This is a genomic window from Kosakonia sacchari SP1 (assembly GCF_000300455.3).
Lineage (GTDB): Bacteria > Pseudomonadota > Gammaproteobacteria > Enterobacterales > Enterobacteriaceae > Kosakonia > Kosakonia sacchari.
Genome location: NZ_CP007215.2, coordinates 3,952,317 through 3,974,217, shown reverse-complemented (window position 1 = coordinate 3,974,217; position 21,901 = coordinate 3,952,317). Strand labels below are relative to the sequence as shown.

At 52.8% G+C, this 21,901-nt stretch carries 18 protein-coding genes; 9 read left to right on the top strand and 9 right to left on the bottom strand.

All coding sequences use genetic code 11. The annotated features are described in order from the left end of the window. Positions 1–55 precede the first annotated feature (55 nt). Positions 56–2,962: an RHS repeat-associated core domain-containing protein gene (locus C813_RS41815; protein WP_017457981.1), complete on the bottom strand. Its 2,907-nt coding sequence runs from the start codon at positions 2,960–2,962 to the stop codon at positions 56–58. A 230-nt stretch (positions 2,963–3,192) separates the two neighbouring features. Continuing rightward, the gene (hemL, locus tag C813_RS41810) at positions 3,193–4,473 is read right to left on the bottom strand and encodes a glutamate-1-semialdehyde 2,1-aminomutase (protein ID WP_017457982.1); all 1,281 of its coding nucleotides are present in this window, start codon (positions 4,471–4,473) and stop codon (positions 3,193–3,195) included. Between the two features lie 169 nt (positions 4,474–4,642). Here hemL and clcA point away from each other — a divergent pair, with 169 nt between their 5' ends. Together clcA and erpA are read left to right on the top strand one after the other, a co-directional pair. Further along, positions 4,643–6,049, top strand: coding sequence for a H(+)/Cl(-) exchange transporter ClcA (clcA, locus tag C813_RS41805; protein ID WP_017457983.1), 1,407 nt, complete (start codon positions 4,643–4,645; stop codon positions 6,047–6,049). Between the two features lie 81 nt (positions 6,050–6,130). Then, on the top strand, positions 6,131–6,475 hold the full coding sequence (gene erpA / locus C813_RS41800) for an iron-sulfur cluster insertion protein ErpA (RefSeq protein ID WP_017457984.1): 345 nt from the start codon (positions 6,131–6,133) through the stop codon (positions 6,473–6,475). A 47-nt stretch (positions 6,476–6,522) separates the two neighbouring features. Here erpA and C813_RS41795 read toward each other — a convergent pair whose 3' ends face one another. From C813_RS41795 to mtnN, 3 genes are read right to left on the bottom strand one after another with little or no spacing between them, the layout of a single operon-like run. Then, entirely contained in the window at positions 6,523–7,146 is a 624-nt protein-coding gene (locus C813_RS41795) for a TRIC cation channel family protein (RefSeq protein ID WP_017457985.1), read from the bottom strand. A 14-nt stretch (positions 7,147–7,160) separates the two neighbouring features. Further along, a complete protein-coding gene (gene btuF / locus C813_RS41790) occupies positions 7,161–7,961 on the bottom strand; it encodes a vitamin B12 ABC transporter substrate-binding protein BtuF (RefSeq protein WP_017457986.1) in 801 nt (266 codons plus the stop codon). After that, positions 7,954–8,652 carry a 5'-methylthioadenosine/S-adenosylhomocysteine nucleosidase gene (mtnN, locus tag C813_RS41785; protein ID WP_017457987.1) on the bottom strand — a complete coding sequence of 233 codons (699 nt, stop codon included), beginning with the start codon at positions 8,650–8,652 and terminating at the stop codon, positions 7,954–7,956. The genes btuF and mtnN overlap by 8 nt, the downstream gene beginning before the upstream one ends. A gap of 106 nt (positions 8,653–8,758) precedes the next feature. Between mtnN and dgt the strand changes: the two genes are divergently transcribed. The 3 genes from dgt (at position 8,759) to cdaR (ending at position 13,161) form a co-directional block, all read left to right on the top strand. Then, the gene (gene dgt, locus C813_RS41780) at positions 8,759–10,273 is read left to right on the top strand and encodes a dGTPase (RefSeq protein WP_017457988.1); all 1,515 of its coding nucleotides are present in this window, start codon (positions 8,759–8,761) and stop codon (positions 10,271–10,273) included. 133 nt (positions 10,274–10,406) lie between these two features. After that, positions 10,407–11,843 (top strand): serine endoprotease DegP, encoded by a 1,437-nt coding sequence (gene degP, locus C813_RS41775; RefSeq protein ID WP_017457989.1) that lies wholly within the window; start codon positions 10,407–10,409, stop codon positions 11,841–11,843. Between the two features lie 160 nt (positions 11,844–12,003). Next, a complete protein-coding gene (gene cdaR / locus C813_RS41770; RefSeq protein ID WP_017457990.1) occupies positions 12,004–13,161 on the top strand; it encodes a DNA-binding transcriptional regulator CdaR in 1,158 nt (385 codons plus the stop codon). Between the two features lie 53 nt (positions 13,162–13,214). Here the strand turns inward: cdaR and C813_RS41765 are convergent, their stop codons facing one another. From C813_RS41765 to map, 4 genes are all read right to left on the bottom strand, one after another. Continuing rightward, positions 13,215–13,604, bottom strand: coding sequence for a DUF3461 family protein (locus tag C813_RS41765; RefSeq protein ID WP_017457991.1), 390 nt, complete (start codon positions 13,602–13,604; stop codon positions 13,215–13,217). A 121-nt stretch (positions 13,605–13,725) separates the two neighbouring features. Beyond that, positions 13,726–14,550 (bottom strand): 2,3,4,5-tetrahydropyridine-2,6-dicarboxylate N-succinyltransferase, encoded by an 825-nt coding sequence (gene dapD, locus C813_RS41760; RefSeq protein WP_017457992.1) that lies wholly within the window; start codon positions 14,548–14,550, stop codon positions 13,726–13,728. A gap of 32 nt (positions 14,551–14,582) precedes the next feature. Beyond that, positions 14,583–17,258 (bottom strand): bifunctional uridylyltransferase/uridylyl-removing protein GlnD, encoded by a 2,676-nt coding sequence (glnD, locus tag C813_RS41755; RefSeq protein WP_017457993.1) that lies wholly within the window; start codon positions 17,256–17,258, stop codon positions 14,583–14,585. Positions 17,259–17,414: 156 nt separating this feature from the next. Then, complete coding sequence (map, locus tag C813_RS41750; protein ID WP_017457994.1) at positions 17,415–18,206, bottom strand: type I methionyl aminopeptidase; 792 nt, start codon at positions 18,204–18,206, stop codon at positions 17,415–17,417. A 309-nt stretch (positions 18,207–18,515) separates the two neighbouring features. Here map and rpsB point away from each other — a divergent pair, with 309 nt between their 5' ends. From rpsB to frr, 4 genes are all read left to right on the top strand, one after another. After that, positions 18,516–19,241, top strand: coding sequence for a 30S ribosomal protein S2 (gene rpsB, locus C813_RS41745; RefSeq protein WP_017457995.1), 726 nt, complete (start codon positions 18,516–18,518; stop codon positions 19,239–19,241). 138 nt (positions 19,242–19,379) lie between these two features. Next, on the top strand, positions 19,380–20,231 hold the full coding sequence (gene tsf, locus C813_RS41740; RefSeq protein WP_017457996.1) for a translation elongation factor Ts: 852 nt from the start codon (positions 19,380–19,382) through the stop codon (positions 20,229–20,231). Positions 20,232–20,378: 147 nt separating this feature from the next. Continuing rightward, on the top strand, positions 20,379–21,104 hold the full coding sequence (pyrH, locus tag C813_RS41735) for a UMP kinase (protein WP_017457997.1): 726 nt from the start codon (positions 20,379–20,381) through the stop codon (positions 21,102–21,104). A 149-nt stretch (positions 21,105–21,253) separates the two neighbouring features. Further along, the gene (frr, locus tag C813_RS41730) at positions 21,254–21,811 is read left to right on the top strand and encodes a ribosome recycling factor (protein ID WP_017457998.1); all 558 of its coding nucleotides are present in this window, start codon (positions 21,254–21,256) and stop codon (positions 21,809–21,811) included. The last annotated feature ends 90 nt before the right edge of the window (positions 21,812–21,901 follow it).

Sequence of the window (21,901 nt, the reverse complement as noted above, 5' to 3'; positions counted from 1 at the left end):
TTTGAACCCACGTGGCGCAGTGCTTAACATTACGCCACATGGGGGCTGAGAGTAGTTATATTGAATCGCGTCTTAGTCTTCTGGCTTTAGCCCAAACGCCGCGGGCATCAAAACCTGGAACGAGTCCTCTGAAAACCACATCAGACAAGGATTGTTCGCTGGTGAGTTCATCTTTCTGCAGTGGTGTGTTGGTCGCATTCCGTCGAAAGAATATTGATTCCGGAATCATATTGGCCTGGTTACCTGCAAGTTTAAGTTGCGCCAGGACCGAAGGCCCGGTTGTCATCATCGTCCCTTTTAAGCGTCCAATAAGGGCATTTTCATCCATCAATGACCGTTTGGTTGTCCATGACGCTTGCGGTCTTATGGACTCTAACGCCTCTGTACTTTTGATTATTGCCTCAAGAAATTCAGACGATTTTTTCGAATGTCGAATGGAGGCTAGCACTGCATTTGAGGTCCCTTTTGGTGTTTTGGCATGCAAAAATCCTTCATGCTCTGCGCCGCCTATGACTTCAGCCAAGGTATCCAGATCGTTAGCAGGAATCACATCTGTATCCATGTAAATCCCCCCTTTTTCGAACATCAAGGCCGCACGCGTTATATCACTGGCTGCGGCATAATTTCGGTAAACACCGCTTATTTCACGGTGATAGAGGGCTTCCAACCGTTTTGCCTGTGGATGGTTTTTCTGTAAATCAGCATACAGCGTGCCAGTATCTTGAATATTTATTGTCTGTGCATAGTTCCGGGCGAGATATTTCTCATACGCTGAGGTTTCTGAATGTTGCATTTTATCCAGCGTTGCATGAATAGACATCGGGCGAGAGGTCCATATATTTACCTCAAACTCAGGATTAAAGTCTTTGATAAAGAGAATATTGCTTAATGCTTCGGTCGGTATGTTTTTTCCTTCCCAGGCGAAATGAATGACTAAAGGAATGCTCTCGCCGCCGCTGTCATCAAAATAACTTATAGGGTTGTTTCTGCACATTCTGTAAAGATTAAGACCGTCAATGACACCTTGTGGATCAGTGCTTAGCCATCGCCCTGCCCACGGCTGGTAATAACGGTGACCGTAGTAATACAAACCTGTGGCGTCTCGTTCTTTTCCGGAATAACGAAGCGTTTTGTAATCTGCCTCCAGTTGGCTGCGTGCGGCAAAAATTGCGGTGCCGCCATATGGGTAGAACTCTTCCTGACTGATAAGCTCACCGGTGCTATCAACCTCCAGGGCGCTGCTGTCGATGAGGTTATTGTAGCTGTAACGCACCTGGTTGTTGCTGATGCCCGAAGGTTGAGTGTTTTCCCAATGTAACACCCGCGCTTGTGTCGTTCCGGCAAACCCGACGGTAATCACATGACGTATTTCCGTGTTGTTGCTGTGTAACTCTAGCCCAGGCAGATAAATGACTCGCTGTGTTTGCATGATCCCGCTGGTTTTCTGCGTTAGGATTTTCAGAATGCGCTGGCCGCTTGCATCATAACGATAGCGTTCGTCATCATCGGCTTCGTCGCTGCGGGCAATCAGTGTCACTTTTTGCAGTTCACCACGCGCTGTCCATGTCAGCGGCTGTCCAGGCAGTAACTGTTTTTGGCAACCACCAGCGGTAAAGTACTCATCCACCTGTGATGGGTTTTCAGTTAGAGAATCCAGCACCGCCCGGTTGCTGCGATCAGAAACAGTGAGAAGTGTTGTGTAGTTATTGCCTGAGGCCGGTGCCGTATGCTGAATTTTCGTCAGATTGCCTGCTCTATCGTAGGTATAGCGGCGTGTGTATTGGGTATACGTGGCGTTATCAAAGGTGGAAAAGTCAGGCAAAGCGCTGGTTTGTTGAGCTGCATTGGCCATCTCTCGGCCCGTTGTATTGATTAACTGGTACAGACTGTCGTAGCGGTAACTATTTTCTGGGACGACTTGCTGGTTTCGCCAGTAACGCGTCGCTTCTGCATTATTCGTGGCGCGTATGATATTCCCAACGGGATCGTACTCATAACGTAGGTCCTGCAACAGGAGAGCCCCTTTGACATGTCCAGGCGGGCGTTCTGCTTTGATGCCAATGAGTCTCTGTGTTTCGGGTTCATAAAGGTAAGTTGTTACGACCCCATTGCCATGCTCCTCGCTCAGCTTCTGTCCATTTGCAGAGTAAACCACAGCGGCGATAATAGTTTGCGTTGAACCATCCGTAAGCGTTAACCAACACCCTTTTAATTGTCCTGTTCGATCATATGTCTGAAGTTGTTGATTCCCTACGGCATCGGTCATTGCCACAATGGTACCGGTGGCATCCGGGAGCGTATGGGTAAAAAATTCTTCCTGCGACAGTTGTTGTTGATCATCTGTCTGCCAGTCGGCATCAACCTCGCCTGCTAATAATCGGCGACTGGTCGATAACGCCACTCCTGTCAGTGCAAATTGGTTGGTCTGGATAAGTCCTGCGGTGTCAAAATGGCGCACGCATCTTCCAGCCAGATTCTGGTTTGTTTCGGCCTGCGAATTACCCGCCCAGATAAAACGTTCCGTGATCCTGGCTTGCTCGTTGGGCGCTTGTTCTGTGATGGTGAGTAAACGTCCTGGTAGAGACGCATCCTCATATTGCCAGGTACGGATAAGGCCCTCGGTTGAAATATTGAATGCCGGACGACCTGCACAGTCATTTAACGCCACTGCACGACCTGCATCTACACTGTCAATGGACAAGACATCGCCGATGAGTGAAGTAATCCAGGTTGTGTTTGCCTTGGTTGTTGTATCGTTTTTCTGAAGAGCAAATAAGCGAGGATCGGTACTTTCGGTCAGGTGTGAGCGGGCATTGAAGCGCATATAAGTAATGCGCTCATCGGTTTCATTTAATGTGTCTGGCGAACGGTAATATTGGATCGTTCGTACTGGCTGGTTCCTGTTATCTATTACGGTAAGGTGGGGCGTTTTTTCATAGGCTGAAGTAAAAATGTTTCCCATATTGAGCATCCTCTGTTTAACAAAACGATGAGTTGAAGCTCCGCGGCCATATAACGAAAGTCCCTTAATAATAGTGTCGGAGGGAAGGGCTCGGTTAAAAATAAGAAAAAGGGGGCCACTACAGATTAATGAAGAGATGAGTGGAGGTCGCGCCTTGGTAAGAAGAGGATTCAACAGACAGGGTAAGAGAAACTCCGTCCCGGCGAACGGGAACGGAGAAGGAAACAAAATTAGAGTCGCGCGAATGCTCTGCGCGCTGCGTCAATGGTGTTATCAATGTCCTCTTCGCTATGCGCGACCGACATAAAGCCTGCTTCAAACGCTGACGGCGCAAGGTACACGCCTTCTTCCAGCATCAGATGGAAGAAGCGTTTAAAACGCTCTACGTCGCACTTCACTACATCCTGATAGCTGGTCACGCTTTCGGCATCGGTAAAGAACAGACCAAACATCCCGCCGACATGGTTGACCACCAGTGGAATACCGGCTTCCTGCGCCGCATCGAGCAGGCCGTTGGCCAGTTGCGTGGTCAACTCGGTCAGCGTGGCGTGAATGCCGGGCTGGGCGACTTCGGTTAAACAGGCATAGCCTGCCGCCATGGCAATCGGGTTACCGGAGAGCGTACCGGCCTGGTAGACCGGGCCGGTAGGTGCCAGCGCGTCCATCACCTCGCGACGCCCGCCGAATGCGCCAACCGGCATGCCGCCGCCGATGATTTTGCCAAGGCAGGTCAGATCCGGTGTGACGCCGTAATAATCCTGCGCACCCGCCAGCGCGACGCGGAAACCGGTCATCACTTCATCAATAATCAACAGCGCGCCGAACTCATCGCACAGCGCGCGTAGACCCGGCAGGAATTCCGGCAGCGGCGGTACGCAGTTCATGTTCCCGGCGACCGGCTCGACGATGATACAGGCAATATCCTGCGGATATTGCTCAAACGCCGCGCGTACCGAGCTGAGATCGTTATAGGTGCAGGTGAGGGTATGTTTAGCGAAATCTGCCGGAACGCCCGGTGAGTTCGGCTGGCCCAGGGTTAACGCGCCGGAGCCGGCTTTCACCAGCAGGCAGTCGGCGTGACCGTGGTAGCAGCCTTCGAATTTGATGATCTTATCGCGGCCGGTAAACCCGCGCGCCAGGCGAATGGCGCTCATCGTTGCTTCGGTACCGGAGTTCACCATGCGCACCATATCCATGGTCGGCACCAGTTCAGTGACCAGTTCCGCCATTTTGACTTCCATTTCGGTTGGTGCGCCAAAGCTCAGGCCGCGGCTGGCCGCTTCAATCACCGCGTTACGAATCGCCGGATGGTTGTGACCGAGTACCATGGGGCCCCAGGATCCGACGTAATCGATATAGGCTTTGCCGTCGACATCATACAAATAAGCACCGTCAGCACGCTCGATAAACAGCGGCGTACCGCCCACGCCGGTAAAGGCGCGTACCGGTGAGTTCACACCGCCCGGGATAAGCTCACGCGCTGCGTTATAGAGGTTTTCAGACTTACTCATGCTTTTCATTCCTGGTTCGTGGAAAAATCAATGCCGGTCATTCTATGTGATTACGGGAATGTTATGAAAGTTTTGCCCGGTGAAACGACATATTTTGCAGGGATTTTACCCGCGACGCGCCGAGGCTTGCCGGGTAAAATGCCCCTTTTGTATTACTTATCGAAAATCAATGTCAGCGCAAATCCCTTCATTTGAACAGCAGCAGGTTGAGCAACGGCGACGCCGCAACATCATGCGCCAGATGCTGCAACGCGATAAAACGCCACTGGCGATTTTGCTGGTTGCCGCCGTCGCGGGCGCAGTCACAGGATTAGTGGGCGTCTTTTTTGAAAAAGCCGTGAATGCGGTGTTGAACGCACGTATTGGCGCGCTGGCGCAGATGGCGGACAGCGCACTGGTGTGGCCGCTGGCATTTATTGGCTCGGCAGTGCTGGCGATGATTGGCTATTTTCTGGTGCGGCGATTCGCGCCCGAAGCTGGCGGCTCGGGGATCCCGGAAATTGAAGGTGCACTGGAGGAACTGCGTCCGGTGCGCTGGTGGCGAGTCTTACCGGTTAAATTTTTCGGCGGGATGGGAACACTTGGCGCGGGCATGGTGCTGGGTCGGGAAGGGCCAACCGTGCAGATCGGCGGCAATATCGGGCGCATGATGAGCGATCTGTTTCGCCTGCGTAGCGGTGAAGCGCGTCATACATTGCTGGCGACCGGCGCGGCAGCCGGGCTTTCAGCCGCGTTTAACGCGCCGCTGGCAGGTATTCTTTTCATCATTGAAGAGATGCGTTCGCAGTTTCATTACAATTTGATCTCAATTAAAGCCGTGTTCACCGGCGTGATTATGTCGAGCATTGTCTTTCGCGTGTTTAACGGCGAGGCGGCGGTCATTGATGTCGGCAAGCTCAGCAATGCGCCGGTGAATACGCTGTGGCTTTATCTGCTGTTGGGGATGATTTTTGGCGGCATCGGACCGCTATTTAACACGCTGGTGTTGCGCACCCAGGATCTGTTTCAGCGGATTCACGGCGGGCATACCGGGAAATGGGTGCTGATTGGCGGTGTCATCGGCGGTTGTTGCGGGGTGCTTGGGTTGATTGCGCCCGCGCTTTCCGGCGGTGGTTTTGCGCTTATCCCGATTGCGACCGCCGGTAATTATACCGTTGGCGCACTGCTGTTTATTTTCCTCATTCGTGTGGCAACCACGTTACTCTGTTTTAGCTCCGGCGCACCGGGTGGCATATTTGCGCCGATGCTGGCACTTGGCACGGTATTAGGCATGGCGTTTGGCAGCGCGAGCGCCGTGATTTTTCCGCATTATCAGCTCGATGCGGGAACATTCGCCATTGCCGGAATGGGGGCATTACTGGCCGCGTCGCTGCGTGCGCCGCTGACCGGCATCGTGCTGGTTCTGGAAATGACTGACAATTATCAGCTTATTTTGCCAATGATCATTACCTGTCTTGGTGCGACACTGTTAGCACAGTTTTTGGGCGGAAAACCGCTCTATTCCGCGATCCTGGCACGCACGCTTGCCAGGCAGGATGCGGCTCGCGAAAGTGAGTTGCCGCGGGAGAATACTTGAACGATTTAGTAGCGTATTGGATAATAGCTGAAAAGGTCGGGTTACTATTTAACCAGATCGCAGTATCAACGGGAGCAAGACATGAGTGATGACGTAGCGTTGCCGCTGCAGTTTACCGACGCAGCAGCCAACAAAGTAAAAAACCTGATTGCGGACGAAGATAACCCAAATCTGAAGCTGCGTGTCTACATCACCGGTGGTGGTTGCAGCGGCTTCCAGTATGGTTTTACCTTTGACGATCAAATCAACGATGGTGATATGACCATTGAGAAGCAGGGCGTAGGCCTGGTGGTTGACCCGATGAGCCTGCAATATCTGGTTGGTGGTTCAGTTGATTACACCGAAGGTCTGGAAGGTTCCCGCTTTGTGGTGACCAACCCGAATGCGACCAGCACCTGCGGTTGCGGCTCTTCTTTCAGTATTTAATGAATCCCTTCATACATAAAAAGCCGTGTCAGTGACACGGCTTTTTGTTATCTGCCTGATTCATCCAGCGCAAAAGTGGGTAGCTTCAGGTGCCAGCGAATCGCCGCCAGCCTGATAACCAGCGTCACCACCATGCCCAGCATACTTGCTGTTTCAAGCGGCATTGCAAAGAAGTGATACGCCGTTGCATGGACAATGCCACCCGCAATACAGGCGGTGGCGTAGATTTCGGTACGCAGGATCATCGGCACTTCGCGCGCCAGCACGTCACGAATGATACCGCCGCCGACACCGGTGACCACGCCCATACAAATTGCCACCAGCGGGCCGGTTTCGGCGAGAAAGGCTTTGTTCACGCCAATGCCGACAAACACTGCCAGCCCGACGGCATCCAGCACCGGTAATACCCATTTCGGCAAGCGCCGCGGCTGGCGCACCAGTACAATGGTCAACATGCAGGTCACCATCGCCACGACTAAATCCGTCGGATCTTTAACCCAGAACACCGGGCCGTGCGCCAGCGCCATATCGCGGATCGTCCCGCCACCAACGGCGGTGACGACGCCGAGCACCAGCACACCGAACGGATCCATTCGCAGTTTTCCCGCCAGCAGAACGCCTGAAATCGCAAATACGGCGGTGCCGATAATATCCAGCCAGTAAACCAGCATGGTGAATTCCCCGGTTATTTCACCTGCGCAAGGGCAGTGCAGAGTTGTTGAGCGGCGAGGATAATACGCGGGCTTGCCCGTTCAAACCAGTCACCGTGCAGAGAAATAATCGGTACATTGAGCTGGTTTCGCCAGAACTGTTCGATTCGCGGGATCTCTTCTTCATTACCCGCCACCACAATCGCCTGCGGCTGGCGCGCCAGTACCTGTTCACGGCTCACTTGTGGCCACGGTACGCGGCTGGCGGCAAAAATATTTTCCCCGCCGCACAGCTCCAGCACCTGGTTCTGGATCGAGCCTTTTCCGCTGGTAAATAGCGGCTGCGCGCCAAATTGCAGGAACACACGCTTTTTCGGCAGGCTGGCGTAACGGGTTTTCAATTCGTTGTACTGAGAAAGCAGCTTTTGCACCGCCTGTTCCGCCTGCTGTGGATGCGGGCTGTACGCCTTGAGCTTACGCAATGTGTCGATGACCTGCTCAATGGTGATCGCATCCACCCACATTACGGTGATACCGAACTGCTTGAGCTGATTAACCTGGCGTTCGGTATTGCCGCCGCGCCATGCCAGCACCAGATCCGGTTTCAGCGCGACAATACGTTCCAGATTCATCCCTTGCCAGCTTGCCACCTGCTCAATCTGCGCGGCTTGTGGCGGGTAATCGGAATAGCTGCTGACGCCGACAGGTGTAATGCCCGCAGCGAAAAGCAGTTCGGTATTGGCGGGCGACAGTGAGATAACACGCGGCGCGGCGAAAAGCCACGCCGGAAGCAGAATAAGCAGGGCTGCAAGCGCCCTGAAAAGAGAGTTAGCCACGCGCCAGTTTCTGTACCAGGGTTTCAACCATCAGGCTGGATTGTTTCGCAGCCACGACCAGGAACTCGTCAAAGCTCAGGTGCGATTCCTGATCCGCCACGTCGGAAATGGCGCGGACCACCACAAACGGTACGCCGTAGTTATGGCAAACGTGCGCAATGGCGGTCGCTTCCATCTCAACGGCGATCGCTTGCGGGAAGTTGTGACGGATTTTCGCCAGACCATCGGCACCATTAATAAAGGCATCGCCGCTGACGATCAGGCCGCGTACGGCGTGCAGATTCAGCTCGCCAATGCAGGCTTCGGCTGCGGCAATCAATTTGTCGTCCGCTTTGAAACCCGCCGGGCAACCAGGTAATTGACCAATATCATAGCCAAAAGCGGTCACGTCAGCATCGTGATAACGCGCTTCGTCGGAAACCACGATATCGCCCACTTTCAGTGTGGCTGCAAGGCCACCGGCGGAACCGGTGTTGATAATCACATCCGGCTGGCAGCGCTCCAGCAGTAGCGTCGCGCCCATGGCGGCAGCCACTTTACCAATGCCGGATTTCAGTAGCGCAACCTCTGTACCATTCAGCGTACCGGTGTAGATTTCGCTCCCGCCGACGTTCAGCGTCTGACGGTTCTCGATTTTGTCACGCAGCAGCGTAACTTCTTCTTCCATTGCACCAATAATGCCAATTTTCATGGAGATACTCGCTAATGTGATAAGACAGGATTACGTTTTCAGGGCATAGTCTATCATGGCATACACAATTGCATGATATCCCGTGACGCTAAGCACAGGAGAGGAAATGGCAGAGATCGACTTTCGCAACAAGATAAACTGGCGCCGCCGCTACCGTTCGCCGCAGGGTGTAAAAACCGAACGTGAAATACTGCGCATCTTTGAAAGCGATCGTGGGCGCATTATTAACTCTGCCGCCATCCGACGTTTGCAGCAAAAAACACAGGTTTTCCCGCTGGAGCGTAACGCGGCGGTGCGCACGCGTTTGACGCATTCGCTGGAAGTTCAGCAAGTGGGGCGTTACATCGCCAAAGAGATTTTGAGCCGCCTGAAAGAGCAGCGCCTGCTGGAAACCTACGGTCTGGATGAACTGACCGGGCCGTTTGAAAGCATCGTTGAGATGGCGTGCCTGATGCATGATATTGGCAACCCGCCGTTTGGCCATTTCGGTGAAGCGGCTATCAATGACTGGTTCCGCCAGCGCCTGGCGCCGGATGATGCGGTGAGCCAACCACTGTCGGACGATCGCTGCGAAGTGGTGGCGCTGAAATTGCGTGAAGGCGAAGACATACTGAACGCATTACGCCGGAAAGTGCGCCATGATTTAAGCCATTTTGAAGGTAACGCGCAGGGTATCCGCCTGGTTCATACATTAATGCGTATGAACCTGACCTGGGCGCAGGTCGGCTGTATTTTAAAATATACGCGTCCGGCATGGTGGATTGGTGAACCGCCAGCCTCACACAGCTATTTAATGAAAAAACCGGGCTACTATTTTTCTGAAGAAGCCTATGTCGAACGGCTGCGTAAAGAATTAAACCTCGATACTTACAGCCGTTTTCCGCTGACGTGGATAATGGAAGCGGCGGATGATATTTCCTATTGTGTGGCGGATTTAGAAGATGCGGTAGAAAAACGGATATTTAGCGCGGAGCAACTTTATCAACATCTTTATGACGCCTGGGGGCAGCATGAAAAAGGATCGTTGTTTGCTCAGGTTGTCGAAAACGCGTGGGAGAAATCACGCGCTAATTCGATGAGTCGCAGTGCGGAAGATCAATTTTTCATGTATCTGCGCGTCAATACGCTGAATAAACTGGTGCCGTACGCTGCACAGCGTTTTATTGATAACTTGCCGCAGATTTTCAGCGGCGAATTCAATCATGCGTTACTGGAAGATGAAAGTGGCTTTAGTCAGCTACTTGAATTATATAAAAATGTCGCCATAAAACAGGTGTTCAGCCATCCGGACGTTGAGCAACTGGAATTACAGGGCTATCGCGTCATCAGCGGGTTGCTGGATATTTATCGTCCGCTGTTACAGTTATCGACGGCGGATTTTGCCGAGCTGGTGGAAAAAGAGCGTTTGCGTCGTTTCCCGATTGAATCGCGCCTGTTTCAAAAACTTTCGACGCGCCACCGGCTAGCCTACGTTGAGGCGGTGAGCAAATTATCGTCTGACGCGGCAGAGTATCCGGTGCTGGAGTATTATCACCGTTGTCGATTAATTCAGGATTATATTAGCGGGATGACGGATCTATATTCATGGGATGAATATCGTCGTTTGATGGCGGTGGAATAACGCCGTTGAATTGTAAAGAACGACAATAAATTTTTACTTTTTCCGGACACTTAATGCCTGAACTTCACGCTATAAATCGACTCTGAGTGACACATACACAGCAGTTTGCGTTAATCGGTAAAGAGTGAGAGACATGAAAAAAACCACGTTAGCAATGAGTGCACTGGCTTTAAGTTTAAGTTTGGCGCTGTCTCCTCTGTCGGCTATGGCAGCGGAAACAGCATCGTCTACAGCTGCGACATCGCAACAAATGCCTAGCCTCGCGCCGATGCTGGAAAAAGTGATGCCGTCGGTCGTGAGTATCAATGTTGAGGGCAGCACCACGGTAAACACACCGCGTATGCCGCGCAACTTCCAGCAGTTCTTTGGTGATAATTCACCGTTCTGCCAGGATGGTTCTCCGTTCCAGAGCTCGCCGTTCTGTCAGGGCGGTGGCGCACCGGGCGGGCAGGGTGATAGCCAGCAGCAGAAATTTATGGCGCTGGGTTCCGGCGTGATCATTGATGCGGCGAAAGGTTATGTGGTGACCAACAACCACGTGGTCGATAACGCCAACACCATCAAAGTGCAATTAAGCGACGGGCGTAAATTTGACGCCAAAGTGGTGGGTAAAGACCCGCGTTCCGACATTGCGCTGATTCAGATTCAGGATCCGAAAAACCTGACCGCGATTAAGCTGGCGGATTCCGATGCGCTGCGCGTAGGGGATTACACCGTGGCGATTGGTAACCCGTTTGGCCTCGGTGAAACGGTGACTTCCGGGATTGTCTCCGCGCTGGGTCGCAGCGGCCTGAATGCGGAAAACTACGAAAACTTTATCCAGACGGATGCAGCGATCAACCGCGGTAACTCCGGCGGCGCGCTGGTGAACCTGAATGGCGAACTGATCGGTATTAACACCGCAATCCTCGCACCGGATGGCGGCAACATCGGTATCGGTTTTGCGATCCCAAGTAACATGGTGAAAAACCTCACCGGCCAGATGGTCGAGTTCGGCCAGGTTCGCCGTGGTGAACTGGGCATTATGGGAACCGAGCTGAACTCCGAGCTGGCGAAAGCGATGAAAGTCGATGCGCAGCGCGGGGCGTTTGTCAGCCAGGTCATGCCGAATTCTGCCGCCGCGAAAGCCGGTGTGAAAGCAGGGGATGTGATTACTTCTCTGAACGGTAAACCGATTAGCAGCTTTGCCGCGCTGCGTGCGGAAGTTGGTTCAATGCCGATCGGCAGCAAAGTCGCGCTTGGCCTGCTGCGCGATGGCAAACCGGTGAACATTACGCTTGAGCTGCAACAAAGCAGCCAGAATCAGGTTGATTCCAGCACCATCTTCAGCGGTATTGAAGGTGCGGAGATGAGCAACAAAGGCAAAGATGGCGGCGTGGTGGTTAATTCGGTGAAAGCCAATACCCCGGCGGCGCAGATTGGCCTGAAAAAAGGCGATGTGATTGTCGGCGCGAACCAGCAGCCAGTGAAAAATATCGCCGAGTTGCGCAAAATTCTCGACAGTAAACCTTCTGTGCTGGCGTTGAACATTCAACGCGGTGACACTTCTATCTACCTGCTGATGCAGTAATCCGCTCTACACCCTCTTCCCTGACGACGGGAAGAGGGCCTTTCCTTTGTTTTGTGAAGCCTTCCACAACTCCATACTTCTGAATGCCGCTTTGTGCAATTGCACAGTGCGTACGGTAATTATCTTCCCTATGCTTGGGCTCTGCACACGGGAGGGTTACATGGCTGGCTGGCATCTTGATACCAAAATGGCACAGGATATCGTGGCGCGCACGATGCGCATCATTGATACGAACATTAACGTGATGGATGCACGGGGTCGTATCATTGGTAGCGGTGACCGCGAACGAATTGGTGAATTGCACGAAGGGGCGCTACTGGTGCTCTCGCAAGGGCGCGTGGTGGATATCGACGATGCGGTTGCCCGCCATCTGCACGGCGTGCGCCAGGGCATCAATCTGCCGCTACGTCTTGAAGGGGAAATCGTGGGTGTTATTGGCCTGACGGGAGAACCGGAGACGCTACGCAAATATGGCGAATTAGTCTGCATGACCGCCGAGATGATGCTGGAACAATCTCGTCTGATGCATCTGTTGGCGCAGGACAGCCGTCTGCGCGAAGAACTGGTCATGAACCTGATTCAGGCGGAAGAGCACACGCCCGCTCTGACCGAATGGGCGCAGCGTTTAGGTATTGATTTAAACCAGCCGCGTGTGGTGGCGGTGGTGGAAGTGGACAGCGGTCAGTTGGGCGTAGACAGCGCTATGGCTGAGTTACAGCAACTGCAAAATGCCCTTACCACCCCTGAGCGCAACAACCTGATTGCCATTGTTTCGTTGACCGAGATGGTGGTACTAAAACCGGCGCTTAACCAGTTTGGGCGCTGGGATGCGGAAGATCACCGCAAGCGGGTTGAGCAACTGATTACGCGTATGAAAGAGAACGGGCAGTTGCGTTTTCGCGTCTCGCTGGGCAATTACTTCACCGGCCCTGGCAGCATTGCCCGTTCTTACCGTACCGCACGTACCACCATGATGGTGGGTAAACAGCGTATGCCGGAAAGCCGTAGCTATTTTTACCAGGATTTGATGCTGCCGGTATTGCTCGACAGCTTACGCGGCGGTTGGCAGGCCAACGAGCTGGCTCGTCCGTTGTCGCGGCTAAAAGCAATGGATAATAACGGCCTGTTGCGTCGCACGCTGGCGGCATGGTTTCGCCACAATGTGCAGCCGCTGGCAACCTCTAAGGCGCTATTTATTCATCGCAATACGCTGGAGTATCGTTTGAACCGGATTTCGGAACTGACCGGGCTGGATTTGGGGAACTTCGATGATCGGTTGCTACTGTACGTGGCGCTGCAGTTAGACGAACAACATTGATAGTAATATTGTGCCGGGTCATTAGCCCGGCACAATGCGTTAGAACTCGCGTTTTACTTCCCGCGTGTCAGCTTTTCAAGATCGGATTCGATTTCATTGATCTTGTTGGTAACAACGCTTTCCAGGTGGCGCAGATCGTCCAGGATCTTACGTTTCAGATCCACTTCCGTGCGATCGCGCTGGCAGATTTGATCCAATTCATCAATTACATAGCGCAGGTTCGGGCTGATTTCCTGCACCTCTTTATACCCCTGGCCGACGCCGTCGGCGACAACGGTTTTACGCTGGCGCGGGTATTTGAATTTGACGCTCTTGGCAAAAAACTCGCCTTTATCCTTATGAAAATAGATTTTCAAAATATCGTTATTGGCTTCCTGGCGGAGGCTATAGCGATCGATTTCATCGGGATTGGTAATGCCTAAACTTTTCAGATTATCGTACATAGCGGTACCCTTAAGCTCAACATAACCTATGAATAATTAACGAAAAAATCTATTTTTACCACCTGTGAATGCAAAAAAGGCGGGATATGTCACCCTCTTCCGGACAGGAAGAGGGACAGACTTAGTCGATAGTGCGCAGCAGTTCGTTAATACCTACTTTACCGCGCGTTTTCGCATCCACTTTTTTCACGATTACCGCGCAATACAGGCTGTATTTGCCATCTTTAGACGGCAGGTTGCCGGAAACAACGACTGAGCCCGCCGGTACGCGGCCATAATGCACTTCGCCGGTTTCACGATCGTAAATACGCGTGCTCTGACCGATGTACACACCCATCGAGATAACAGAACCTTCTTCAACGATAACACCTTCTACCACCTCAGAGCGTGCGCCGATAAAACAGTTATCTTCAATGATAGTCGGGTTTGCCTGCAGTGGTTCCAGAACACCGCCAATACCCACGCCGCCGGAGAGGTGAACGTTTTTACCGATCTGTGCACAAGAGCCGACGGTCGCCCAGGTATCAACCATGGTGCCTTCATCAACGTAGGCGCCGATATTGACATAAGACGGCATCAGTACGGTATTGCGGGCGATAAACGCGCCCTGGCGCACCGCTGCTGGCGGCACTACGCGGAAGCCTTCTTTCTGGAAACGCGCTTCGTCGTAGTCGGCGAATTTCATCGGGACTTTATCGAAGTAGCGGCTTTCCGCACCGTCGATAACCTGGTTATCGTTAATGCGGAAAGAGAGCAGAACCGCTTTTTTCAGCCACTGGTGGGTGACCCACTGACCATCGATTTTCTCTGCGACGCGAAGCGCGCCGGAATCGAGCAGGGCAATAACCTGATTCACCGCTTCACGGGTAACGGTATCGGCATTTGCCGGGGTGATCTCTGCGCGACGCTCGAAAGCGGCTTCAATAACGTTCTGTAACTGCTGCATTGTTTACTCTTTCCATCTGTGTAAAAAAATAATCACCCTTTATCGTTTGGATTGAGGGCCTCTGTCAACCGTTGTTGTACCTCCTTTTGCAGCGCATTATTAAGGCCACGCCGGTCGGCAGTCGCGATTATAAATAAATCTTCTACTCGCTCACCAATGGTTGTAATTCTCGCTCCGTGCAGCGAAATTCCCAGATCCGCAAACACCTGCCCGACGCGGGCAAGCAGCCCTGGCTGGTCAAGAGCAATCAATTCAAGAAACGATTTTCTGTCGGTATGGGTCGGCAGGAAATTCACTTCGGTATCGACAGTAAAGTGGCGCAATTTGGCAGGCTGGCGGCGCGGCTGCGGCGGCTGCCAGGTGTGTTGTGTAATAGCCTGTTCCAGCCCGAAACAAATCGCATCGTGGCGATCGGCGGAGAGCGGGCTGCCGTCTGGTTCCAGCACTATAAAGGTGTCCATTGCCATACCGTCGCGGGTGGTAAAAATCTGCGCGTCGTGGACGCTCAGGTTGCGGCGATCAAGCTCGGCGCACACTGCTGCAAACAGATACGGGCGATCCGGGCTCCAGATAAAGATCTCGGTGCCGCCGCGCGTAGCCTGTGGGCTGAGCAAAATCATCGGCTTGCTCAGATCATGTTGCAGCAGGTGCCGCGCATGCCAGGCGAGCTGGTTTGGGCTATGGCGAACAAAATAGTTCGCCCGACAGCGCGCCCAAATCTGATGCAATTGCTCTTCATCAATATTGTCCATACGCAACAACGCCAGTGCCTGAAGCTGGTGATGACGCACGCGTTCGCGCATATCCGGCGTATTTTGCATGCCGCGACGCAGCTGTTTTTCAGTCGCGAAATAGAGTTCGCGCAGCAAGCTCTGCTTCCAGCTGTTCCACAGGGTTTCGTTGGTGGCACAGATATCCGCCACGGTCAGGCAGACAAGGAAGCGCAGACGGTTCTCCGTTTGCACCTCTTCGGCAAACTGCTTGATGACTTCCGGATCCTGAATATCACGGCGCTGGGCGGTGACCGACATCAACAGATGATGACGCACCAGCCAGGCGACAAGCTGGGTTTCGCGTGAGTTAAGTCCATGTAATTCAGCGAATTTCAGCACATCCTGCGCACCCAGCACCGAGTGGTCGCCGCCGCGACCTTTGGCGATATCATGGAACAACGCCGCGATCAGGATCAGCTCCGGGTGGGTCAAACGCGGCCACAGTTCCACGCATAGAGGGTGCTTATTTCGCGTCTCTTCTTTGGCAAAACTTTCCAGCTTCAGCAATACGCGAATGGTGTGCTCATCCACGGTATAAGCGTGGAACAGGTCAAACTGCATCTGACCGACGATGTGCGACCACTGCGGCATATAGGCCCACAACACGCTGTGGCGGTGCATGGGTAGCAGACCACGGCTGACGGCGCCTGGATGGCGCAACATGCTGAGGAAAATAGAGCGTGCTTCGGCGATATAGCACAGCGGCTGCGTCAGATGGCGGCGGGCGTGACGCAAGTGGCGCAGCGTGGTGGAGTAGATGCCGGTAATGTTGCTATTGCGCACCATAATATAGAACATGCGCAGGATGGCCTGTGGCTCACGGATAAACAGCGTTTCGTCACGCAGATCGATAAGCGAACCGCGCAGTTGAAATTCATCGTCAATCGGGCGCGGTTTCTCGTCGGTGGTCAGCGCCAGAATCGCTTCATCAAAGAGCTGTAACAGCATCTGGTTCAGCTCCGCGACGCGGCGGGTGACGCGGAAGAAATCCTTCATCATATGTTCGACAGGCTGGTTGCCTTCACCGACATAATTCAGACGCTGCGCTACGCTCAGTTGGCGGTCGAACAACAGGCGGTTATCGTAGCGGCTCACTTCCAGATGCAGCGCGAAACGGATACGCCAAAGCAAGTGCAGACATTCGTTCAGCTCATTGCGCTCGGCTTCGGTCAGAAAGCCAAAACCCACCATTTCATCCAGCGATGTGGCGCCAAAGTGACGGCGTGCAACCCATTGCAGGGTGTGAATATCGCGCAGACCGCCAGGGCTGCTTTTTATGTCGGGTTCCAGGTTGTAACTGGTGCCGTGATAACGCTGGTGGCGCTCGTTTTGTTCCGCCACTTTTGCCGGGAAAAAAGTTTCCGATGGCCAGAAGCTGTCGCTAAAAATATGCTTTTGCAGTTCCAGAAACAGCGCAACGTCGCCTATCAGCAGACGTGATTCAATTAAGTTGGTCGCGACAGTGAGATCCGATAACCCTTCCTGTAAGCACTCATCCAGCGTACGAACGCTGTGTCCCACTTCGAGTTTGACATCCCACAGCAACGTGAGCAGTTCGCCAATTTTCTGCGCTTGTTCGTCGGAAAGTTTGCTACGGCTGAGGATCAGTAAATCAATATCCGATAACGGATGCAGTTCGCCGCGACCGTAACCGCCGACCGCGACCAGCGCAGTATCGCTGACGTCGCCAAAACCGTACTCCAGCCATAAGCGTTGCAGAAGTTGATCAATAAATTCGGTGCGCGCTTCGATTAATTGCTCGGCTGAAATACCGGCGTCAAAGACATGCCCCAGCCACTGCTGGAAAGCCTCGATATGCGCTTTGATATTGGCGCACTGGAATTCGTCTTGTGACCAAACCCCTGGATATTCAGGTTGGCCGGGAAGGGTGGGTTGTACCGCGCTGACAAATTGTTCTGAAGTGATGTTGCTCATTATGGGCCACCCGTCTGGAGTGCATATGCATAGCAAAACAACTTAAAAGAGATAATGAAAAATGAAAAGTCGTTTATATGTATGACGCTGCAGGGGAGAGCGGTAAAAAAAACGGCCCGTAGAGCGGACCGTTTATGGCGTTTGCCAATGTCAGAATCAGGCAGCGGTTAGCACGGCATCGATGGTGTCATCCTTGCGCAGCGTCAGGATCTCGCAGCCGGTTTCGGTGACGACAATCGTGTGTTCATACTGCGCAGACAGGCTGCGGTCTTTGGTTTTCACCGTCCAGCCATCTTTCATGGTACGAATACGGTAATCACCGGCGTTTACCATCGGCTCGACGGTAAACGTCATACCTGCCTGCAGCACCACGCCGCCATCGTCCGCATCATAGTGCAGCACCTGTGGCTCTTCATGGAAGCCGCGACCAATACCGTGACCGCAGTATTCGCGAACGACAGAGAAACCCTGGGCTTCTACATACTTCTGAATTGCTGCGCCAAGGGTGCGCAGGCGGATACCCGGTTTGACCATGCGCAGCGCCAGATAGAGGCTCTCCTGCGTGATATGGCACAGACGCTCACCGAGAATGGTCGGCTTACCGACGATAAACATTTTGGAGGTGTCGCCGTGGTACTCGTCTTTAATCACGGTTACATCGATGTTGACGATATCGCCATCTTTCAGCAATTTTTCGTCATCCGGAATACCGTGGCACACCACTTCGTTAATAGAAATGCAAACCGATTTCGGGAAGCCGTGATAACCCAGGCAGGCGGAGATGGCATGCTGCTCTTTGACAATGTAGTCGTTGCAGATGCGATCGAGTTCGCCCGTGCTGACGCCCGGCTTAATGTACGGTTCAATCATTTCCAGCACTTCGGCGGCGAGTCGGCCCGCGACGCGCATTTTTTCGATTTCTTCAGGTGTCTTAATAGAGATAGCCATGGAATGTGTCCATCAGTGTCGATATTTTCGACTATACCAGGATTAGTGCTGTCAATGGTAACAGTCAGGCAACTGTTGTGCCAAATCGAGAATCATTAACAGCACCCTGCGTCAACAACTATTGGTTTCCGGCGGTGTTTTATGGTATAAAGCGCGCCGGGCTTCCGTTCCTGTTTTGGGATGGGAGCCACAAATCTCACTTTGTGTAATAACACACACGTATCGGCACATATTCCGGGGTGCCCTTCGGGGTCGGTAATATGGGATACGTGGAGGCATAACCCCAACTTTTATATAGAGGTTTTAAACATGGCAACTGTTTCCATGCGCGACATGCTCAAGGCTGGTGTTCACTTTGGTCACCAGACCCGTTACTGGAACCCGAAAATGAAGCCGTTCATCTTCGGTGCGCGTAACAAAGTTCACATCATCAACCTTGAGAAAACTGTACCGATGTTCAACGAAGCGCTGGCTGAGCTGAACAAAATTGCTGCTCGTAAAGGCAAAATCCTGATCGTTGGTACTAAACGCGCTGCAAGCGAAGCGGTGAAAGAAGCTGCTCAGAACTGCGACCAATTCTTCGTGAACCATCGCTGGCTGGGCGGTATGCTGACTAACTGGAAAACCGTTCGTCAGTCCATCAAACGTCTGAAAGACCTGGAAACTCAGTCTCAAGACGGTACCTTCGACAAGCTGACCAAGAAAGAAGCGCTGATGCGCACTCGTGAGCTGGACAAGCTGGAAAACAGCCTGGGCGGTATCAAAGACATGGGCGGCCTGCCGGACGCACTGTTTGTTATCGACGCTGACCACGAGCACATCGCAATCAAAGAAGCAAACAACCTGGGTATCCCGGTATTTGCTATCGTTGATACCAACTCCGATCCGGACGGCGTTGACTTCGTTATCCCGGGTAACGATGACGCAATCCGTGCTGTTAGCCTGTACCTGAATGCCGTTGCTGCTACCGTTCGTGAAGGCCGTTCTTCGGATCTGGCTACTCAGGCGGAAGAAAGCTTCGTAGAAGCTGAGTAATAAGGCACGCTCGTTGAGCCCCTTATTGAGCAGGTAGTACCGAGTTTGGTTAGGGGGCCTGTTAATGGCCCCCTTTTTCACTTTTAAGCCTGTTTGGTTGCAAACCGTGCAGGTCATATCTCTCCCGAGGAATAAAGAATGGCTGAAATTACCGCATCCCTGGTAAAAGAGCTGCGTGAACGTACTGGCGCAGGCATGATGGATTGCAAAAAAGCGCTGACTGAAGCGAACGGCGACATCGAGCTGGCGATCGAGAACATGCGTAAGTCTGGTGCGATCAAAGCGGCGAAAAAAGCAGGCAACGTTGCTGCTGACGGCGTGATCATCACCAAAATCGACGGCACCTACGGCATCATTCTGGAAGTTAACTGCCAGACTGACTTCGTGGCAAAAGACGGTGGTTTCCAGGCATTTGCTAACAAAGTTCTGGACGCAGCGGTTGCTGGCAAAATCACTGACGTTGAAGTTCTGAAAGCGCAGTTCGAAGAAGAGCGCGTTGCACTGGTTGCTAAAATCGGTGAGAACATCAACATCCGTCGTGTTTCCGCTCTGGAAGGCGAAGTGCTGGGTTCTTACCAGCATGGCGCGCGTATCGGTGTTCTGGTTGCGGCTAAAGGCGCTGATGACGAGCTGGTTAAACAGCTGGCAATGCACATCGCTGCAAGCAAGCCGGAATTCGTTAAACCGGAAGACGTATCCGCTGAAGTCGTAGAAAAAGAGTACCAGGTTCAGCTGGACATCGCCATGCAGTCTGGCAAACCGAAAGAAATCGCAGAGAAAATGGTTGAAGGCCGCATGAAGAAATTCACCGGCGAAGTTTCTCTGACTGGCCAGCCTTTCGTTATGGATCCGAGCAAATCTGTTGCTCAGCTGCTGAAAGAGCACAATGCTGACGTAACTGGCTTCATCCGCTTCGAAGTGGGAGAAGGCATCGAGAAAGTTGAGACTGACTTCGCAGCAGAAGTTGCTGCAATGTCCAAGCAGTCTTAATCAATAAAAGGAGCCGCCTGAGGGCGGCTTCTTTTTATGCCCTTCATCTGAAAATCAGCCAGCACACTAGTGTTTGCGCTGGCAGGCGACGTATCATAAGCGCCGGTATTAACCCCGTCCAATTGTTGACAGTCTCAGGAAAGAAACATGGCTACCAATGCAAAACCCGTCTACAAACGCATTCTGCTTAAGCTGAGCGGCGAAGCGCTCCAGGGATCCGAAGGCTTCGGTATTGACGCAAGCATTCTTGACCGTATGGCGCAGGAAATTAAAGAGCTGGTCGAACTTGGGGTTCAGGTTGGCGTGGTGATTGGTGGCGGCAACCTGTTCCGTGGGGCGGGTCTGGCGAAAGCGGGGATGAACCGCGTAGTGGGCGACCACATGGGTATGCTGGCGACCGTGATGAACGGCCTGGCCATGCGTGATGCATTGCACCGTGCCTATGTGAACGCGCGTCTGATGTCCGCGTTCCCGTTAAATGGCGTTTGCGACAACTATAGCTGGGCAGAGGCGATTAGCCTGCTGCGCAACAACCGCGTGGTCATTTTCAGCGCCGGTACAGGTAACCCGTTCTTTACGACCGATTCTGCAGCATGCCTGCGCGGTATCGAGATTGAAGCGGATGTGGTGCTGAAAGCGACCAAAGTAGACGGCGTATTTACTGCCGATCCGGTGCTCGATCCGACCGCCACGCTGTGCGAACAGCTGAGCTACAGCGAAGTGCTGGATAAAGAACTGAAAGTGATGGATTTGGCAGCCTTTACGCTGGCTCGCGACCATAAACTGCCGATTCGCGTGTTCAACATGAACAAACCTGGCGCGCTGCGTCGCGTTGTCATGGGCGAAAAAGAAGGCACATTGATTACGGAATAATTCCCGTAAGCAATAAATAAAGGTAAGATTCCGCTTTAATTTATTGAGCAGTTCTTTCTGGCATCTTCAGGGTGCCAAAAATTGAACAGGCTATACTTAGCACACCCGCCGTATGGCCTGCCTGCGACAAGATTTCAAGGATCCGTAACGTGATTAGCGATATCAGAAAAGATGCTGAAGTACGCATGGATAAATGCGTCGAAGCGTTCAAAACTCAAATCAGCAAAGTGCGCACTGGCCGCGCTTCTCCGAGCCTGCTGGATGGCATCGTTGTGGAATACTACGGTACGCCGACTCCGCTGCGCCAACTGGCTAGCGTTACCGTCGAAGACTCCCGTACGCTGAAAATCAACGTGTTTGACCGCTCAATGAGTCCGGCTGTTGAAAAAGCGATTTTGACCTCTGATCTCGGTTTAAACCCGAGCTCTGCGGGTAGCGATATTCGCGTTCCGTTGCCGGCACTGACCGAAGAGCGTCGTAAAGATCTGATCAAAGTCGTACGCGGCGAAGCTGAACAAGCGCGCGTTGCGGTACGTAACGTTCGTCGTGACGCGAACGATAAAGTGAAAGCACTGCTGAAAGACAAAGAAATCAGTGAAGACGACGATCGTCGTTCTCAGGATGACGTACAGAAGCTGACCGACGCTGCAATCAAAAAAGTGGATGCGGCGCTGGCGGATAAAGAAGCAGAACTGATGCAGTTCTGATTCGAAACAAACCGACTAAAACGCCGTACAGAGAGCCGCGAGAGTGGCTTTGCTGGCGGCGTTTTGCTTTTTATCTTTGCAACGTTGCGA

Coding starts and splice junctions, on each gene's coding strand:
- C813_RS41795 (WP_017457985.1), bottom strand. CDS start 7,146: ATGCTGGTTTACTGGCTGGATATTATCGGCACCGCCGTATTTGCGATT.
- rpsB (WP_017457995.1), top strand. CDS start 18,516: ATGGCAACTGTTTCCATGCGCGACATGCTCAAGGCTGGTGTTCACTTT.
- cdaR (WP_017457990.1), top strand. CDS start 12,004: ATGGCTGGCTGGCATCTTGATACCAAAATGGCACAGGATATCGTGGCG.
- C813_RS41815 (WP_017457981.1), bottom strand. CDS start 2,962: ATGGGAAACATTTTTACTTCAGCCTATGAAAAAACGCCCCACCTTACC.
- dapD (WP_017457992.1), bottom strand. CDS start 14,550: ATGCAGCAGTTACAGAACGTTATTGAAGCCGCTTTCGAGCGTCGCGCA.
- degP (WP_017457989.1), top strand. CDS start 10,407: ATGAAAAAAACCACGTTAGCAATGAGTGCACTGGCTTTAAGTTTAAGT.
- map (WP_017457994.1), bottom strand. CDS start 18,206: ATGGCTATCTCTATTAAGACACCTGAAGAAATCGAAAAAATGCGCGTC.
- clcA (WP_017457983.1), top strand. CDS start 4,643: ATGTCAGCGCAAATCCCTTCATTTGAACAGCAGCAGGTTGAGCAACGG.
- C813_RS41765 (WP_017457991.1), bottom strand. CDS start 13,604: ATGTACGATAATCTGAAAAGTTTAGGCATTACCAATCCCGATGAAATC.
- tsf (WP_017457996.1), top strand. CDS start 19,380: ATGGCTGAAATTACCGCATCCCTGGTAAAAGAGCTGCGTGAACGTACT.
- dgt (WP_017457988.1), top strand. CDS start 8,759: ATGGCAGAGATCGACTTTCGCAACAAGATAAACTGGCGCCGCCGCTAC.
- mtnN (WP_017457987.1), bottom strand. CDS start 8,652: ATGAAAATTGGCATTATTGGTGCAATGGAAGAAGAAGTTACGCTGCTG.
- erpA (WP_017457984.1), top strand. CDS start 6,131: ATGAGTGATGACGTAGCGTTGCCGCTGCAGTTTACCGACGCAGCAGCC.
- glnD (WP_017457993.1), bottom strand. CDS start 17,258: ATGAGCAACATCACTTCAGAACAATTTGTCAGCGCGGTACAACCCACC.
- hemL (WP_017457982.1), bottom strand. CDS start 4,473: ATGAGTAAGTCTGAAAACCTCTATAACGCAGCGCGTGAGCTTATCCCG.
- pyrH (WP_017457997.1), top strand. CDS start 20,379: ATGGCTACCAATGCAAAACCCGTCTACAAACGCATTCTGCTTAAGCTG.